General features: G+C 65.3%; 11 protein-coding genes and 1 riboswitch. Of the genes, 2 read left to right on the forward strand and 9 right to left on the reverse strand.

All coding sequences use genetic code 11. From position 1 onward, the window contains the following. Window position 1 precedes the first annotated feature (1 nt). The 6 genes from ACFJI2_RS11675 to ACFJI2_RS11700 form a co-directional block, all read right to left on the reverse strand. Window positions 2-460 (reverse strand): (2Fe-2S)-binding protein, encoded by a 459-nt coding sequence (locus ACFJI2_RS11675; protein ID WP_377705147.1) that lies wholly within the window; start codon window positions 458-460, stop codon window positions 2-4. 102 nt (window positions 461-562) lie between these two features. Continuing rightward, the gene (locus tag ACFJI2_RS11680; protein ID WP_377705148.1) at window positions 563-973 is read right to left on the reverse strand and encodes a carboxypeptidase regulatory-like domain-containing protein; all 411 of its coding nucleotides are present in this window, start codon (window positions 971-973) and stop codon (window positions 563-565) included. A gap of 85 nt (window positions 974-1,058) precedes the next feature. After that, the gene (locus tag ACFJI2_RS11685; RefSeq protein WP_377705149.1) at window positions 1,059-1,655 is read right to left on the reverse strand and encodes a LysE family translocator; all 597 of its coding nucleotides are present in this window, start codon (window positions 1,653-1,655) and stop codon (window positions 1,059-1,061) included. 76 nt (window positions 1,656-1,731) lie between these two features. Then, window positions 1,732-1,911 (reverse strand): hypothetical protein, encoded by a 180-nt coding sequence (locus tag ACFJI2_RS11690; protein ID WP_377705150.1) that lies wholly within the window; start codon window positions 1,909-1,911, stop codon window positions 1,732-1,734. Between the two features lie 110 nt (window positions 1,912-2,021). Continuing rightward, window positions 2,022-4,019 carry a TonB-dependent receptor gene (locus tag ACFJI2_RS11695; protein ID WP_377705151.1) on the reverse strand — a complete coding sequence of 666 codons (1,998 nt, stop codon included), beginning with the start codon at window positions 4,017-4,019 and terminating at the stop codon, window positions 2,022-2,024. 89 nt (window positions 4,020-4,108) lie between these two features. Continuing rightward, window positions 4,109-4,326, reverse strand: a riboswitch (cobalamin riboswitch). A 38-nt stretch (window positions 4,327-4,364) separates the two neighbouring features. Next, on the reverse strand, window positions 4,365-6,038 hold the full coding sequence (locus ACFJI2_RS11700; RefSeq protein ID WP_377705152.1) for a hypothetical protein: 1,674 nt from the start codon (window positions 6,036-6,038) through the stop codon (window positions 4,365-4,367). 220 nt (window positions 6,039-6,258) lie between these two features. On the opposite strand from ACFJI2_RS11700, the gene ACFJI2_RS11705 reads away from it, so the two are divergent. Both ACFJI2_RS11705 and ACFJI2_RS11710 read left to right on the forward strand, forming a co-directional pair. Beyond that, a complete protein-coding gene (locus tag ACFJI2_RS11705; RefSeq protein ID WP_165930348.1) occupies window positions 6,259-6,417 on the forward strand; it encodes a hypothetical protein in 159 nt (52 codons plus the stop codon). Between the two features lie 154 nt (window positions 6,418-6,571). After that, window positions 6,572-9,109 carry an MFS transporter gene (locus ACFJI2_RS11710; protein WP_377705153.1) on the forward strand — a complete coding sequence of 846 codons (2,538 nt, stop codon included), beginning with the start codon at window positions 6,572-6,574 and terminating at the stop codon, window positions 9,107-9,109. Window positions 9,110-9,219: 110 nt separating this feature from the next. Here the strand turns inward: ACFJI2_RS11710 and ACFJI2_RS11715 are convergent, their stop codons facing one another. The 3 genes from ACFJI2_RS11715 to galB all read right to left on the reverse strand — a co-directional run bounded on the left by ACFJI2_RS11715 (window position 9,220) and on the right by galB (window position 16,364). Further along, complete coding sequence (locus tag ACFJI2_RS11715) at window positions 9,220-9,996, reverse strand: transposase (protein ID WP_377705154.1); 777 nt, start codon at window positions 9,994-9,996, stop codon at window positions 9,220-9,222. Between the two features lie 251 nt (window positions 9,997-10,247). After that, window positions 10,248-13,409, reverse strand: coding sequence for a TonB-dependent receptor (locus tag ACFJI2_RS11720; protein WP_377705155.1), 3,162 nt, complete (start codon window positions 13,407-13,409; stop codon window positions 10,248-10,250). Window positions 13,410-13,664: 255 nt separating this feature from the next. Next, entirely contained in the window at window positions 13,665-16,364 is a 2,700-nt protein-coding gene (gene galB / locus ACFJI2_RS11725) for a beta-galactosidase GalB (protein ID WP_377705156.1), read from the reverse strand. Window positions 16,365-16,497: the final 133 nt, after the last annotated feature.

The raw sequence follows: 16,497 nt of genomic DNA on the forward strand, positions 1-16,497 counted from the left end.
TTCACCCTTGCTGCGCAGCGGCTTTGATGGCGGCGCGGATGCGGCCATAGGTGCCGCAGCGGCAGACATTGCCGGACATGGCCTGTTCAATGTCGCTGTCGCTGGGCTTGGGATTGGACGCCAGCAGCGCCGTGGCCGACATGATCTGGCCCGACTGGCAGTAGCCGCACTGCGGCACCTCGTGCGCCACCCAGGCTTCCTGGATGCGCTTGCCGGCCGGCGTGGCGCCGGCCGCCTCTATCGTGACGATCTTGCCCTTGCCGACGCTGCTGACCGGCGTGACGCAGGAGCGCACCGCCTGCCCGTTCAGGTGCACGGTGCAGGCGCCGCACAGCGCCATGCCGCAGCCGAACTTGGTGCCCGTCATCTGCCATACGTCGCGCAGCACCCACAGCAGCGGCGTGTCGCCCTCCACATCGGCGGTCCGGTTCTTGCCGTTTACGTTGATTACATAGCTCATCATCATCCCCCGGGGTTGTTGTTCGCATGCAAACAACATTATTAAACGCTTCCCCGGAGAACTAAAGCAATGTCGAGCTGTCTCTTACTTTTGGCGGAGGACTTATTGCGACGCCAGGGTTTCCGGCGCCCAGTGGAAGTACAGTTCGCGCGGGCTGTTGCCCACGGTTGCCGTGCGCACCTGTTCCCGCCCGCCGGTGCTGGCCGTGATGCGGTAGCTGCCGGGCGGCAGCTTGGCATAGACCATGGGACCGGCATCCGGCAGCTCCAGCACCGTGTTGCCCTTGCGGTCGCGCACGGTGAGCGCCACGCCGGCCCGCAGTTCGCCGTCCCGGTCCGCGAAAGTCAGCAGCAGGTTGTAGTGGCCGCGCTGCGCCTGCATGTCCTCGCGCTGCTCCGAACCGACGCCGCCGGAAATGTACTCCGGCTCCTGCGCATTTGCCCAGGCGCCGCCCAGCGCCAGCGCGCCGGCCAGCATGACGCGCGCCGCGTTTCGATACATGGTGGATTTCATCGCGTTCTCCTTGCCATCAATGATGGAAACAATGATGGCAACAGGCTAACGCCGCCCGCCGGACGGTTCTGTACGCTGGCCCGCACTACAGCCAGATTGCCAGAGCGGAATACGCGGTCAGGACGATGGTGACGCAGAACACTTTTTGCCAGAACCGGTCCGCCAGGAAGCGGCGCAGCAAGGCGCCGGCGCCGGCCCACACGGAAATGCAGGGCAGGTTCACCGCGCAGAACACCAAGCAAAAGACGGCGATCGCCAGCGACACCGGGGCCACCTGCGGCAGGAAGGCCGAACTGCCCGTGATGGCCATGATCCACGCTTTCGGATTGGCAAACTGGAACACCGCCGCGCCCATGAAGCCCAGGGGATGGTGCGTCTGTTCGGCCTCTCGGTCGAAATTCATGGCGCGCATCTGCCAGGCCAGGTACAGCAGATAGGCCGAGCCAGCCACCTTGAGCACCGTTTGCATGGCCGGCACCGCCATCACCAGCGTGCCCACGCCCGCCGCGCAGATCGCCAGCAACACACCGAAACCGACAGTGATGCCCAGCATATGCGGGATGGAGCGGCGGAAACCGAACCAGATCCCCGACGAGGCCAGCATGATGTTATCGGGACCGGGCGTGATGGACGACACGAACGCAAACGTCATCAGCGGGGCCAGCGGCAGCAGCAGTTCCATGGGATTCTCCTTGTCAAGAGTCCCATGCTAGCCCAGTTAACCAATACAGTACCGATACACTTACCCAGAAAGCCCACTAAACTGTGCTGGCTTCCCGGCCAGTACAAGACGCATCCCGCTCCTCATTGGCGGCGATCAAGCCCCAGCCCAGCTGGCGCCGGATTTCCGGCATCGACGGCGGCGGGCACTGCTGTGCCTGCCGTGCTTCCATATATTGCCGAATCTGTTCCTTGCTCGGCTGTTGCTGCTGTCCCATCTCCGTCTCCCATCTGCAAAACACGCAAACCTGCGGATTTCATCATAGGAGGCATGGCCATGTCTTACCAATTACTAATTTCGAATAAGCTATATCAAAATGGATATCTATCAAAACGCCGCCCGTAGCGAAAGCCGCCAGGAGCGCGGCTCGGCAGGATGGAAATGGGTGTCGCCCACGCCTGGCGCCGGTTCGCCGGGCAGGCGCGAATCGTAGTAATAGTCGATGTCGTTGATCTTGCGGCCGAACAGGTTGAACACGTCCAGCGACAGTTGCCAATGCCGGTCCAGGCGGTAGCTGGTGCGCAGGTAGGCGATGGCGCTGGAGGCCGAGCGCTGGCTGTTGTCCTCGATCAGCGGGCGCGGGCCGAAATAGCGCATCTGGAAGGCGCCGGACCACGGCCCCAGGCCGGTGACCGTGGCGCCGAAGGAAGCCACCTTGCCCACCGCGCCGGGAATGTAGTCGCCGGCCTCGTCGCGTTCCGTGTAGCGGGCGCGCGAATAGGCCAGGTCCAGGTCGAACAGGAGCCAGCTGTTGGCGATGTAATGGTTGTTCAGCTCCACGCCCGAGCGCTTGCTGCCGCGGCTGGCGCTGGTGTCGCCCGCATCGCCCGAGAACACCAGCTCGGAAGCGGAGCGCAAGCGCCACAAGGCCAGCGAGCTTTGCAGGCCGGGCACCAGTTCGGTGCGCAGGCCCAGCTCGGAGCCGCGCGTGCGCACCAGCGGCGTGACCGGCTCGGCCGGCTCGCGTTCTTTCGGGGTCAGGTGCACGGTGGTGCCACGCGCATCGTTGCTATGGAAGCCGGTGCCCGCGTTCAGGAAGAACTCGGTCCTGCTCCACGGCCCCAGCACCACGGCCAGCTTGGGCGAGGCAATGTGCGCATCGACCTTGCCTGCGTTCTCGGCGATGTTGCTGGCCACGTCGAAACGGTAGCTGTCGTAGCGCGCGCCGGCCACGGTGCGCAGCCAGCCGTTCCATTGGACGGTATTATCCAACCACAGGCCGGCGCTGCCTTCCTTCACGGCCGACTCGGTGATGGTGCGCAGTACCTGCTGCCGCGCGGTGCTGTACAGCGCCAGCGGCGAGATATCGTCGCGGCGCGCCTGCAGGCCGATGCGGTTGCTCATGTCGCGCTCGCCCAGTTTGCCGAACCAGGTCTGCGTCACATCGAAGCCGAGCATCTTGCGGCGTTCGGTCTGGCGCGACTGGTCGCCGTTGACCGGGTCGTCGAGGAAATAGGTGAAGTTGTTGTACAGCGTCAGGTCCGAACGCACCGCGTAGGCGCTGGCCTGCAGCTGGCTGTCCGCACTGCGCCTGTTCATGCCGAAGGACAGGCTGTAGCGGGCGGTCACGCCGCCGTCGCTGGCGTCCAGCGTGCCGTAGGGATCGAGCGCGCCGCTGTCCACGGCGCGCTGCGGGATCTGGCTGCTGGCGTGCCAGGCGCCCTTGTAGGCCATGGCCGTGACGCTGACCTGGTCCTCCTTCGGGCCGGCGCTGTAGCGCAGCACGCCGGCCTGCTTGCGGAACGCTTCCGGCACTTGCCACGGGCCGTTGTTGTGCGCCAGTTCCAGCGCGTACAGCAGCTTGCCGCCGGCCACCGGCGCCGAGTTCGCCACCAGGCCGCGCAGGTACTGGCCTTGGCCTGCTGTCAGCGTGGCCGTGCCGCCATCGAGCTTGTTGGCGATGGCCATGTGGGCGGCGCCGGCGGACGCGAAGTCGCCCTCGTCCGCATAATAGGTGCCCTTCTTGTAGCTGATGCGGTCCACCAGCTCGGGGATCAGGAAGTTCAGGTCCGTATAGCCCTGGCCGTGCGCATGGGTGCGCATATTGACCGGCATGCCGTCCACATAAGTGGCGAAGTCGGTGCCGTGGTCGAGATTGAAGCCGCGCAGGAAGTACTGGTTGGCCTTGCCGTCGCCGCTGTGCTGCGTGACGATCACGCCGGGCACGAACTCCAGCAGCTCGCCGGGGCGCAGCGCCGGGCGGTTGGCAATCAGCGCGGCGGTGACCACGCCCTGGCTGGCGGCATCCGAGGTGCCGACGCTGTTGTTGTAATGGCCCTGTACCTGCACGGCCGCGACCGGGGCTTCGATGGGAAAATCTGGCATGGAATGATCCTGCTGGGGTGCTGCGAATGGCAATCCTCCCCACTTCCCCGTAGGCGCGATTGCGTAAGAAAGCGCGCAGCCGCAAGCGGCACGCCTCCACCTGCCCTGGCCGGTATCCGGGCTCGCAAGACGGGCTGTCCGGCCTTCCCATGCGTGGGCACAGTGGCGTAGAGAGACAGCCTGCCGTCCATGACGGCGCTTGCTAACCGTTGCGGGGGCAGCACACCGGGCCGCTTGCGCAGCCTGTGTTTCCCGTTTAACTGCGGGCGAGATTTCGCGCGCGGGCACCAGAGCGGGCGCATTATACGTTTGCCAAGCTTGCCCAGTCCAGCGCCATGCGCGGGGCTAGTCCGGCGCCGGGGGCGCGCAATGGCTACGCGGCCCCGCGCCGGCGGCCGGGGCCGCGCGCCGGTACAGCCGCACCGCGCCGCCGCGCGCGGTGTACACCGGCGCATAGCCGGCCAGCGCCCGCAGCACCTCGGCGCGCAGCGGCGCGGGCGCGGATGGCAGCGCGCCCCACTGCAGTATGTAGTCCACGGCCTGTCCGCTGGCCCGTTCGTAGCCCGCGATGTCCACCCGCGCCACGGCCGTCCCCTCCTGCTGGGGCAGCCAGTGGAACAGCAGCGCCTGGGTATCCTGCCCGGGCTTGAACTGCACCGGGTAGACCTGCAAGCGCGCCAGATAGTTGAACAGCGCCACGCGGTCGCCGTGCAGCTCCAGGCGCGTGGCGGCGTGGAAGAAGGGGCGGTACTTGGGCGGCAGGGCCATGCCGGACGCCCAGGCGCCGCCGTCGTCCAGCAGCAGCGGCAGCACCGTGCAGTGCCGTCCCACCAGCCGCTCGACTTCCAGCATGGGCGCCAGCTGCTGCTTGATGCGCTGCTGGCGCCAGGTACCGCCGGCGAGCAGCGCCAGCGACACCGCGATCGCCAGCGCCGCCAGCGCGTTGCGCACGCGCCGCCGCAGCCGCAGGCAAGCCATGCAAAGCAAGCCTGCAAAATACGGGAACATCTGCATGCGGCGGTAGTGAGTCCAGCCGCCGCCTGCGGTATCAGGAAAAGCCAGCGCCAAGGCCAGCAAGGCAGCAAACAACAGCAGCGCCGCGCGTGCCCGCCCATTCACGGGGAACCTTGCCGGCGCCAGCGCGGACCGGCCCGCCGGCGCAGCCAGTGCGGCCAGCGCAGCCAGAACGGCCAATACCGCCACGCTGCCCAGGATGGCGGCGGCAAGCAGGGGCACGAGGTAGCGGTCGAGCGGGGTGTGCTGCAGATTCAGCGGCGACAGGATGGCAAAGCTCTTGAGCCGCTGGTCCAGCGGCGCGCCGAACGCGAACCCGGTACCGGCAGCGTCCGGCGCGCCGCCCATGGCGAGCAGCGCCAGCGGCAGCGGCGACATCAGCACCGCAGCATGCCTGGCGTGCCGCCGCACGGCCTCCTCCGCATCCGCGCCCGGCTCACGCCAGGCGGCGGCAAAGCTCAGCGCCGTCAATACGCCGGTGGCCACCATGGCCGCCAGAAATCCAGCCGCGTGCGAGAAGTATGTGAAATATAGGGCGGCGATGGGTGCCGCCGCGCGCGCGGCGCCGGGCCGCTTCTGCATCCACATCAGCGCCGCAATGCTCACCAGGAAACCCGTCACCGACAGGCAATAGTTGTACAGCCCCAGGAAAAACAGCTGGTGCAGCGCGAGCGGAAAGGCAAACAACGCGACCCACTGCTGCCTGCGCTGAAATTGGCCCAGCACGAGTGCCATGCCGGCCACCGGCCCCAGCAGGCAAGCAAGCTGGACCAGCGCTTCGGCCAGTTCCGGCCGCATCCCCTTCAGCAGCAGCACGGCGAGCCCGTATACGGCCAAGTTGGGATGCAGCGCGCCATTGGCCCGGTAGTGCTGCGCCTGCAGGACACCCGAGTCCAGTCCGCCGCCCAGCAAGCGCGCGAAGCTCATGTGCACCGGCCCGTCGTTGGTGGCGAACGGCAGCACAGACAGTACCGCCGCCGCGTACAGCGCGCCGAGCAGCCACATCGCCCACCGCCACGATGCCCATCGCCTGGTCCCCATGTTCCTCATGTGCCCGCCAAGTTTGCAATTTATGCAATATGAACAATTTAGCACATAGGCCGCAGTATGCCAGTATCGGAGCGATATCCGATCAGTGAATATCAGGCATCGATATTTGCAATTGGATTTATATGTTGCGCTGCACTATCATGACTACATCGCAATCCACAGCAGGAGAAGCACCATGAATTTCTCGTCTTACACCCCGTACGGCATCAGCCAAGCCACCAACAGCCCATCGCCATCCGACGTGCGCCGCTGGACCCGCTTCCTGAAAGCCAAGCTGCGCAAGATCATCGAACACATGGGCCGCCCCTACATGGACGGCTATCCCCCAGCCTAAGACTTGCCGGCGGGCCGCTGCCGGCGGTCCGCCTTCCCTCCCGTTCGTTTCCCCTCCTTCCACAGTTGACGTCCGCTCGTAAATCAGTCACCATCGCAAAATGGTAGCGCTATTCATTTTTGATTGCGCACTGATAAATACAACACGAGACGACATGACAAACACTGCAGACAGCTCCGCCGCCAAGCTCGGCACGATGGAGAAAATCGGCTACAGCCTGGGCGACCTGGCCGCCAACCTGATCTTCCAGACCCTGCTGACCTTCATCGCGTTCTTCTACACGGACGTGGCCAGGATCGCGCCCAACGCCGCCGCCAGCATCATCTTCATCGGCGGACTGGTAGGCGCCTGCTTCAACCCCATCATGGGCCTGATCGCCGACCGCACCGTCACCCGCTGGGGCAAGTTCCGCCCGTGGATACTGTGGACCTCGGTGCCCTTCGGCCTGGTCGCCATCCTCGCCTTCAGCGTGCCCGACCTCGGCCACCAGGGCAAAGTCATCTACGCCACGCTGACCTACGTGCTGCTGATGCTGATCTACTCCGCCAACAACCTGCCCTACTCCGCGCTGAGCGGCGTGCTCACCGGCAGCATGGAACAGCGCAACAGCCTGTCGGCCTACCGCTTCGTGGCCGTGATGGTGGCCCAGTTCATCATCCAGGTGCTGCTGCTGCCGCTGGTGCTCATCCTGGGCGGCGGCGACAAGGTGCAAGGCTTCCAGAACACCATGATCATCTTCGCCGTGGCCGGCACGCTGTGCTTCCTGGTCACCTTCTTCACCACCAAAGAGCGCATCGTGCCCACCGCCGAACAGCGCTCCAGCGTCCGCCAGGACATCAACGACCTGCTCGGCAACCGTCCGTGGGTGGTGATGCTGGTGCTGACCATCCTCGTGTTCATCACGCTGGCCCTGAAGGGCGGCATGTACATCTTCTACTTCAAGACCTACCTGGACGAGGCCGCGCTGGCCGCCTTCCTGCGCGACGTGGGCTTCGTCGGGTTCATCAACGGCCTCAACTCCGTGCTCACCAGCGTCGGCCTGACCAAGTTCCAGTGGCCGGAAGACGCCGCCACCTCCGGCTTCAGCCTGTTCAACGCCGCCGGCATCCTGATGATGATCATCGGCATCGGCTTCTCCAAGCCGCTGGCGGACCGCTTCGGCAAGCGCGACGTGTTCGGCGCCGCGCTGCTGGTATCCACGCTGTTCATGCTGGCCTTCTACTTCTACGCACCCAGCTCCATCGGCCTGGTGTTCCTGTCCCAGACCCTGCACGGCTTCTTCTACGGCATCACCATCCCGCTGCTGTGGGCCATGATCGCCGACGTGGCCGACTACTCCGAATGGAAAAACAACCGCCGCGCCACCGCGCTGCTGTTCTCGGCCATGATCTTCGGCCTGAAGGCCGGCCTGAGCATCGGCGGCGCGCTGGTGGCCGCGCTGCTGTCCATGATCGGCTACGACGCACTGCTGGCCGTGCAGCCCGAAGCCGTGCCGGCCGGCATCAAGCTCTCGGTCAGCATCTACGCCTCCATCCCCTTCCTGCTTGGCGTGGCCAGCCTGGCCTTCTACGACATCAGGAAATCGACCCGAACGCACCATCGAACAAGAACTGGGCCAGCGCCGCGCCGCCGCCCAGCGCTAATCCCCACCAACGATCAGGTAACAGAAATGCCAGAACAAGAACTGAAGCAGGACGAACTGCAGCAACTCAAAGCGCGCGCCATCTCGCAGCCGCTGGTCTCGCACATCTACACGGCCGACCCGTCGGCCCACGTATTCAACGGCCGCCTCTACGTCTACCCCTCGCACGACATCGAAGCCGGCATCGCCTTCAACGACAACGGCGACCATTTCGCCATGGAAGACTACCGCGTGCTGTCGATGGAACGCCCCGGCGCCGACACCGTGGACCACGGCGTCGCCCTGCACGTCAAGGACGTCCCCTGGGCCGAGCGCCAGATGTGGGCGCCGGACGCCGCCTTCAAGGACGGCAAATACTACCTCTACTTCCCCGCCAAGAAAGCCGACGGCATCTTCCAGATCGGCGTCGCGGTGGGCGACGACCCGGCCGGCCCCTTCATTCCCGAAGCCGCGCCGATCGAAGGCAGCTACTCCATCGACCCGGCGGTATTTGAAGACGGCGGCGAGCACTACATGTATTTCGGCGGCATCTGGGGCGGCCAGCTGCAAAAATACCGCGACAACGTCTACAGCGCCGCCAACGAAGAACCGGCGGACGGCCAGCCCGCCCTGCAAGCGCGCGTCGCGCGCCTCAGCGGCGACATGAAACAGTTCGCCGAAGCGCCGCGCCCGGTCGTCATCCTCGACGAGCACGGCAACGAACTGCGGGCCGAAGACCACGACCGCCGCTACTTCGAAGGCCCGTGGATGCACAAATACCAAGGGAAATACTACTTCTCCTACTCCACCGGCGACACCCACTTCCTGTGCTACGCCACCGGCGACAGCCCCTACGGCCCCTTCACCTACCAGGGGCAGATCCTGACCCCGGTGATCGGCTGGACCACGCACCACTCCATCTGCGAATTCGAAGGCCGCTGGTACCTGTTCTACCACGACAGCAGCCTGTCCGACGGCGTCACCCACCTGCGTTCGGTGAAGGTCACCGAACTGCACTACGACGAGCACGGCAAGATCATCCCCATCTCTCCCTACGGTGCCTCCGCGTAACACCGGACCAACGTAGCTTCCGCCCAGCCGGCCCCCGCCCGCTGGGCTTTTTTTTTCGTCGGGGGTCAGATCCGGCATCACGCCATTTCCGCTTGGGGTCAGATCCGGCATCACGCCAAATCACGTTCTCGCTCGAATTTTTCTACCGCGCGGCTTACCGTTCTGACAGAGACTTTGAAGAACTCGGCAATTTGCGCCATCGTGAAGACGGTGGAGAAATGCGCCTTGGCCATCGCCTCGTCTCGGTCCGGATAACGTTGCTTGTATTCTTCCAGCGTCAGGGCCGCCAACCTCCGCTGCGTCTTGGAAAGACCGCTTAGCGGGACATCGGTTGCCCACTCGCGGTAACGTTCGACGAACTCGGCGTCTCCCAGCAGCAATTGATGGCTTACGCTCAGCAGCGGGCTGCCCAGGCCGCTCCCCGCCGCTACGAATTCAATGTAAGCCTGTACCGCCTTGATCCGTATCGAGCTGAACCGGCTCAGTATCGAATCCGTGTCCAGCCATTCCGGCGGCTCCTTGTTACCCAGCATGTAGGCGTAACTGCTCCACGGCCACTCTGCCGGCGACTGGACCATGTTGGCGCGCACCGGATTCAGGACCAGGTAGCGCGCCAGTTCCAGCAAGTACGCTTCCTTTTGAACGAGGATGGCGTGATAGCGCCCCTGAAAGAGATGCCCGACCAACTGGTGCCGCCGGTTGAAGTGCTGCGCGTACACGCCGTTAAGCTGGCGCATCCCGCGCGACAGGTTGCCCTCCACGGTTTCCACAAACAAATGATAGTGGTGACCCATCTGGCAAAACGCATGCACGACAAAGTTGAACCGCTTGCATACGCGCGCCAATATGGCCAGCCAGGCAAGCCGGTCCTTGTCGTCGAGGTACATGGCCTCGCAATGATCGCCGCGCGAAGTAACGTGATACAGCGCGCCGGAAAACTCAACTCGAAGTGGACGTGTCATCCTTCTACGCTACCAGCATCCCGGTCCGCCCTTGTTGACCTGCCGCAGATACTGCAGAGTTCGCGGCGCGATGCCGGACCTGACCCCGAGTGATGAGCTCGCGGCGCGATGCCGGACCTGACCCCGGATGGAAAAAGCCCGGCGCGGAGGCCGGGCGGGGAGAGCTTGCTGAGGGTTTAGAACGAGGTGCGCAGGGACAGGGTGTAGCTGGCGCCGGGTTTGTACTCGTCGAAGATGGCGTTGCTGAACTGGGTGTAGGTCTGGCTAATGGCCTTGTTGGCGTTCCAGACGCTGAACGTCAGGTCGGTGTTGTAGCGGAAGTTGAACATCTGCTTCAGGTTCACGCCGACCGAGGCGTCCACCTGCGCGCGCTCGGTGGTGTAGGCGTAGGCGCCGCCAGGCACGTTCAGGCCGGTGCTGGTGTTGACCACGTGCGCCGCCGTGTACTGGCGCGCCACCCGCACGTTCAGCCCGTTACGCTCATAGTACAGCGTGAGGTTGTTGGTGCGCGGCGGGACGCCGGCGACCGGCGGGGCGTTCTTGGCCGAGTCGGTCTGCTTGGCGTAGGTGAAGTTGGCGGTCAGGCCGAATCCCTTCACCGGCAGCATGTCCAGCGGCTGTTGCCAGGTCAGCTCGACGCCACGCACTTTGAGCTTGGTGTCGATGTTGAACGGCTCGGTGATTTCCACCAGGTGCTTGTCGCGCCCGCCACTGGCCGTCACCGATTGCTGCTGCGCTTCGGTCAGGCCTATGGTGCCGAACATCTGGTCCAGCTGCGCCAGCGAGTAGGTGGTGACGCGCTGGCCGGGACGGCTGATGATGTCCTTGGCGAAGCCGCTGGCGGAGACGTAGGATTCGCGCGTCATGTAGTATTCCAGCCCGACATCCAGGTTCTCCGCTTCGAACGGCTTGAGCTTGGGATTGGTGACGCTGCCCTGGCGCGCGCCCTGGTCGCCCAGCGTGAGCTGGGTCTGGCGCAGGTCGGCCGGGCTGGCGCGGGTCATGGACTTGGAGCCGGAGGCGCGCAAAATCAGCTTGGGCGTGATGTTGTAGGCCAGCGTGGCCGATGGCAGCGCGTTGCCGTACTTGGTGGACTCGTAGGCCCACACGCCGATGTTGTCGTACAGCCCGCCGTTCTGCAGGGTGGCGTTGCGCGGGTCGGCGCCTACGCTCAATGCGCCGATGGTCTGCTTGGTTTCGGCGTAGCGCACGCCGGCGTTGTAGCGCAGCGTGCCGCCGAACAGCTCGGTGCGGCCGGTGGTTTCCACGTAGGCGGCGTTGACGACTTCGCGGATGTAGCCGCCGCTGCCGTTCTGGAAGCCTTTGTAGATATTGTCGCGGAAGTACTGGTAGTCCGTGGCGGCGGCGAATTTCGGCCAGTCCAGTGTGATGAAGCCGTTGCCGGAGGGCTTGGCGTAGCTGGTGACGGCGGAATTGGGCACCACCGAGCCGAGGTAGGTCAGCGGCGCGGCGCCGGCCGTGGAGCCGGTGCCGTAGCCGGGGTAGGCGGTCTTCACGTCGGCCACCGCGCCCGGCGTGCTGCGGCCGTCGCAGCCCGGGGTGCGGATCTGGGTATTGGGTTGGAAGAAGCGGTAGCTCATGTTGTTGCCGCAGGCGACGTTCATCCAGGCGTCGGCCACCGAGTAGCTGCGGTAGCGGCGTTCGATGTCGTCCCACGAGCCGCCCACTTTGACGCTGAAGTCGCTGTCGCCCCAGTTGACGTTCAGGCGCGAGCCCTTGGTCTTGTTGTTGCGTTCGTACAGGTCCATGCGCAGGCCGGACAGGCCCTGGCCGGCCTGGTACCAGCCGAAGTTGGCCGGGTCGTTGTAGTCCAGGTTGCCGCTGTAGACGGGGGCGCGGCCGGGCACGGTGTTGTCGTAGTTGATGACCGAGTTGGGCGACTGCGTGGCCAGCAGCACGGTCGGCATGTCGCGGAAGAACGTGCTGTTGGTGGCGTTGAAGTGGGCGTCGATCACCCATTTGTCGGCCGGACGGTATTCAAAGCCGGGGTTGAAGCTGCGGAACTTGGTCTTCTCTTCCATCGGCCGGTATTCCAGCGACCAGAAGGTGTTGGCGAAGGTGGCCTTCGTGATCGTGCAGCCGATGGTGCAGTCGGTGCGGTCGAATTCCATGCCGATCGGGATCACGGTGTTGGCGCGCGTGCCGGCGTTCATGGCCTCGTAGGTCATCTTGTTGTTCTTCTGGGCGAACAGCGTGTCCAGGTAGATGTCCCACTTTTCGTTCGGCTGCCATTGCAGGCTGATGACTTCACCGGCGCGCTTGCGCTCGCCCTCGTAGACCAGGTGGCGGCCCAGGCGCCCCATCAGGCCGTTGTCGATCTGCTGGATGGTGGCGCCGGGGTTCAGCGCCAGCAGCATGGCGCGGTCGATCTGCTTGCCCGGCACCAGGATGGAGCGCGCGTAGTCGGGCAAGGCGCTCAGCGCCAGGCCGGACGGCACCGTGTCCGGCGTGGACTGCGAGCCGCCGCTGGTGCTGTTCGGCTTGTCCGCCGCCGTGGCCTGGAAGGACTTGAGCTGCAGGTTGCGCATGTCCACGGTCTGGAAGCCGTCGGTCTTGTATTCGGTGTTGCCCCAGGCGATGCCGGCCAGCGCGCCGATCTTGCCGAAGCGGCTGTCGTTCCAGGTGTTGCTGACCAGCGCGGAGCCGGTGTGGCCGGTCTTGCTGTTCTGCTCGCGGTAGTTGCCGCTCAGGGTGAAGGCGGAGCGGAAGCCAGCCTTGTCGAACGGCCGCACGCTGCGCATGTTCACCGTGCCGGCGATGCCGCCTTCGATCAGGCTGGCCTGCTGGCTCTTGTACACGCTGGCGCTGCGGAACAGTTCGGACGGCAGGAAGTCCATGTCCACTTCGCGGTTGGCGCTGATGGAGCCGCCCCAGCTGCCGGCGGACGCCGACGCCATCGGCGCGCCGTTCAGCAGCACGCGCGTGAAGGCCGGTCCCATGCCGCGGATGGAGATGTTCAGGCCTTCGCCGTCGATCTCGGCGCGGCGCACGGTCACGCCGGGTACGCGGGCCAGCGCGTCGGCGATGTTAGGGTCGGGGAATTTGCCCATGTCCTCGGAGAACACGGTGTCGCTCAGGCCGATGTTGTCGCGCTTTTCCAGCGCGGACAGGCCGAGCGAGCTGCGGTAGCCGCTGACGGTGACCACGGCCTTGTCGGCCGGCGATTTGGCGATGGCTTCAGTGTTGGTGGATGGAGCCGGTGCCGGCTCGGTTTGCTGTGCGTATGCGGTAGAAATCAAACCCGCGAGGATGGTCATAACAAACACCTCTCCCCCCGAGCCCAGGCGCCGCACGGCGCCCCCCAGTTGCTTGGTCATACTTGTCTCCTCTGTTGTGGCCTCTTGTGCCTTGCTTGTCTGCGCTATATGGCGCAGCAATCTTCTTATGTCAGGAAAAGCAGGATTACTGGTTGCGCAAACGTTCCTTGCGCGATGGTATGTGATTGACCTCCTTGGTTATGGCTTAATGGTAGAGATATTCAAATGAATAGCGCTACCATTCTGACCTTTTAGGCAACGCTGCGTCAACAACATCGTGCCGATGCGTTGTAGCATCGACACGAAAGGAGTTTGTTATTTCGCTTGCAGCGTCACGGACGCGCCCTGCAGCGCCGGAGCGTGCGCACGCACGGTGATGGCGCCGGCCTGGCCCGGCTTGCTGCGGATGATGGCGAGCGCCAGGCCGTTGAAGGCTGGCCGCTCGGCCGATGGGAAGGGCACGAAGCTGGTGGGATCGCCGTTGTCGGTGGCGACGATCTCGCCCGGCCCTTCGATGCTGAACTTGACCTGGTTCTTCGCCATGGGCACGGTGTTGCCGTCCTTGTCGGCCACGCGCAGCGTGACGAAGGACAGGTCCAGGCCATCGGCGCGGATCTGCTTGCGGTCCGGCGCCAGCTCCAGCCTGGCGGCGTCGCCCACGGTGCGCACGGTGGACGTGGCCCACTCCTTGCCCTGCTTGTAGGCCACCACTTTCAGCTCGCCCGGCTCGTACGTCACCAGGTCCCAGCGCAGGCGGTATTCGAACTCCGTGCGCTTCTTGCGGCCCTGGCTTTTGCCGTTGACGAACAGCTCGGCCTCGTCGCCGGAGGTGAATACGTGCACGGGCGTCACCTTGCCTTCGCGGCCTGGCCAGGTCCAGTGCGGCAGGATGTGAGCCAGCGGCAGCTCGGGCCGCCAGCGCGCCTGGTACAGGTAGAAGCGGTCCTTCTTGAAGCCGGCGAGATCGATCATGCCGGAGTACGAACTGCGCGCGGAATAGAACGGCGTCGGCTCGCCCAGGTAGTCCCAGCCGGACCAGACGAATTCGCCCGCCACGTAGGGATACTGGTCCTGCGCGGCCCAGGAGCGGTCCGCCGAGGTGCCGAAATCGGCGGCATACAGCTCGTAGGCGCTGACCTGGTGAGTGCTCCAGTCGCCGCCCGCGTCGGGACGCACCGGCGACGTGAGCGCGCCGGTGACGGGGAACTGGTACTCGCCCCGGCTGCTTAGCGCGGACGCGCTTTCGCTGCTGAAGATCACCTTGTCCGGGAAGCGCGCGCGGAACTCGGGGAAGCGGCCGGGATTGGTGCGGATGCCGGCGCCCTGGTAGTTCAGGCTGATCATGTCCACCGACGTTGGCAGCGGCATGTCGGCGCGCGCGTAGTTCATGGCTGTCATGGTCGGACGGCTGGGGTCTTCCTCGTGCGCGATGGCGGTGAGACGGCGGCCGATGGCCGCGCCGGCCTCGCCCGAGTACTGCTCCCCTACTTCGTTACCAACGCTCCAGATCACCACCGATGGATGGTTGCGGTCGCGCCGCAGCATGGAACGCAGGTCCTGCTCGTGCCAGTCGGGGAAAATCAGGTGGGTGTCGAGGGCGGTCTTCTTGCGTTCCCAGACGTCGAACACTTCGTCGATGACGACGATGCCCATGCGGTCGGTCAGCTCCAGCAGCTCGGGCGCCGGCGGGTTGTGGCTCATGCGCAGCGCGTTGGTGCCCATCTCGATCAGGATTTCCAGCTGGCGCTCGGCGGCGCGCACATTGAAGGCGGCGCCCAGCGCGCCCAGGTCGTGGTGGTTGTTGACGCCTTTGAACGGAATATGCTCGCCGTTGACGAACATGCCCTTGTCGGGGTCCATGCGCACGTCGCGCACGCCAAACCGGGTTTCGTAGGAGTCGATGACAGCGCCGTCGCGCTTCACGGTGGTCACCGCCAGGTAGCGGTTCGGGCGCTGGGTTGGCGGCGGCCCCCACAGGCGCGGATTGGCAATCACCACCGAACCGCTGGCGGTGCCGCTGCCGCCCGCGGCGAGCTGGATGCGCGCCGGTGCAATGGTGGCGACCACGCCCCCGGTGCGCGCGCCCTTGTCGTCCAGGTTGTAGATGGCGGTGGCCACTTCCACGCTGGCGGCGGCCCCGGAGCCGTTATCGACCGTCACGTCCAGCGCCACTTCGGCCGAGGCCTTGCTGACCTTGGCCGTCTTCACATGCGTACCCCACTGGCCCACATGCACCGGCTCGGTCTTGGTCAGCCACACGTTGCGGTAGATACCGCCGCCCGGATACCAGCGCGACGATTCGGGCGGGTTGTCGAGGCGGATCGCCAGCGTGTTGGCGCCGCCCGGCACCACGTAGGGCGTCAGGTCCACGCGCCAGGAGTTGTAGCCGTAAGGCCAGCCGCCCACCAGCTTGCCGTTCAGCCAGACGGACGCATAGGACATGGCGCCCTCCACGTCCAGGAAAATGGAGCGGCCCTTGTCGGACGCAGGGATGGCCAGCTGCTTGCGGTACCAGCCTATGCCCCAGCTGGGCAGGCGGCCCACGCCGCCGTATGGTCCCTGCTCCAGGAACGGCCCGGCGATGGCCCAGTCGTGCGGCAGGTTCACGCGTTTCCACGCGCTGTCGTCGTAGCCCGCCTTCAGGTAGGCCACGTCCAGTTTGGGCTCCTGCGCGGGACGCTGGTGGCGGCGCGCGGGGTCGCGGATGAAGGCGTTGCCGGTCGGGAGTATCCATGGCTTCAGCACCGGCACCTGCGCGGCGCCGGCCTTGACGGCGGCATCGGGCACGGCGTCCGCCGCTTTGCCGTCTTCGCTGGCCTTGACTTCGGGGCGCACGTCGTAGCGCAGCGAGTCCGAGGTGCCGGCCGGGTCGCCCATCTGGAAGCGCCAGTCGGCATTGATCAGGATGCGCTCGCGCTGGGCCGGCGCGGCGCCCGCACTCGCCATGGCGCACGCGGCAAGGCCCGCGCACAGCAGCAGGCGGCCGAGCGTTCTGTAGTTCGGTATAGGGTTCATGTTGTCAGGCAGTCCGTAGTAAAAAAAATCGCCGGGGCCACGAATGGCACCGGCGAAAAGACCTTATGAGTTACGCGACCACCCAAATGAATGGGATAACAGGAAAAAGATAGCGCAACCATTTCAGTGTATT

The organism is Pseudoduganella sp. UC29_71 (genome assembly GCF_042693265.1).
Taxonomy (GTDB): domain Bacteria; phylum Pseudomonadota; class Gammaproteobacteria; order Burkholderiales; family Burkholderiaceae_D; genus Rugamonas.